Here is a 1,584-nt window from a genome sequence, read left to right on the forward strand (position 1 = left end):
GGCCGATCAATTCCTTCTTGCCGCCGACCTGGGCAATGGTCGAGCGTAGCTGGTGGTAGGACTCGATGCGGTTCTGCGAGCGATGCACGTTGCGTTCCAGTTGCGGATCACGCAGGTAGCGCAGCGTGTAGATGCTGCGGATGAGCTTGTCGAACTCGAAGATCGCACGCCGCGTCGGGTTCGTCGTGGTATAGGTGCACAGCTTGCGGATCAGCGTGCCCTGCGACATCTCCTTCAGCCCGAGCGTGGCCACTATCTGGTCGATGTTCGGCTTCTCGCTGGTGATGAGATCGCAGTCGATTTTCCCAACCGGACGAATCAGGAAATTCTCGTACTGAACCGGATCGTCGGCGCAGTACAGTTCCTTCAGCTGCGCATTGAGGTCGGTGAAGCGCGGCTCGAAGTGCAGGCCGAACCAGTACAGAATGGCGAAGTTGGCTTTGTTGACGCTGTGCATGTCGCCTGTGATCGCGGTCGGCACGATGTTTGACGTGTTGCGATACCAAATGTCGAATACGTGATGGGCTTCGTAGTCGTGTGCGCCGATGAGGTAGCCGTTGAGCGGGATGTGGTTGCACAGTAGCGTGTAGGCGACCACGCCTTTGCCGCGAGCGAAGTACTTGCGCGAATAGCGTGCTTTTACCGTCGGTCGCTCGACGCCGAATTTTTGGCCGTCGACAGCACCATACAGCGTGTCGAGGTCGAACGAGTAGTACGGGAAGATCGGCAGCGTTGCGATGGCGTTGCTGATGCGGTCGTTGGCCGACAGCAGCGTCGCCTGGCGCAGGTACTGCTGGTAGGTGCTTTCCAGCACGTGATACGGAATGTCACTGGTGCGAGCCATGACATGGTTGCCGTGGTTCATCGCCTGGGCGATGATGACCGCCATCAGGCTGTCAGCGTCGGCCACCTTCTTGGCGTAGCGCGGCTGCATGGGCGTCAGCGCTGACAGGAATTGGCACTGGCCGTTGACGAAGCGGAACACATCAGCCACGTCGCAGAACGGCAGTTGCTCGTAGAATGTCTTCTCGCGTGCCTTCAGGTTCTCGCCCTTGGGCTTGCGCCAGGTGAGCTTCTTCGTGTCCTTGTTGTATTCCAGATGCGTCAGCTTGCCCTGTTTCAGTTCGTTGTTGAATGCCAGCCACTGCGCGCGCAGTTCGACCCTCAGTGCATCGAGCTGGGCATCTATCGATTGCCGCAGGAAAGGGATGTCCATTTGCGCGAGCGCATCAGCCTTTTCCTCCCTCGAAACCAGTTCGTCGGAGAAATGACGGTGTTTCAGGCTGTCGTCGAGGTAGAGTTCACCCGCTTGGAAGCGCTTTCTGACCTGGCGGTACAGCCAGAACTCGTAGCGATCGGCGTGCAGGCCCGTCGGCTTCCCGTTGGCGTCGAAGGTCAGCAGGTACGGTCGCAGGCGTTTCGGCAGCGTGGCCGCTGGACATTCGTCGAGCGGTCGTTGCGACAGCCTCTGTTGCTTGGCGAACGCGCTCCTGGCCCAGGACAATGCAGCGAGCCACGGGCTTTCCGGATTAGTGCCGGCGAAGTCGAGCGCGACATACAGCGGCCGGAGATGACGGCGGATAC

General features: G+C 59.7%; 1 protein-coding gene. It reads right to left on the reverse strand.

Annotated features, from left to right (window positions below; genetic code table 11):
- Nucleotides 1–1,584: Tn3 family transposase (locus tag A3A5_RS0121635; protein WP_018312612.1), on the reverse strand; the 1,584-nt coding region annotated here is incomplete at both ends.

Source organism: Cupriavidus sp. UYPR2.512, assembly GCF_000379565.1.
Taxonomy (GTDB): domain Bacteria; phylum Pseudomonadota; class Gammaproteobacteria; order Burkholderiales; family Burkholderiaceae; genus Cupriavidus.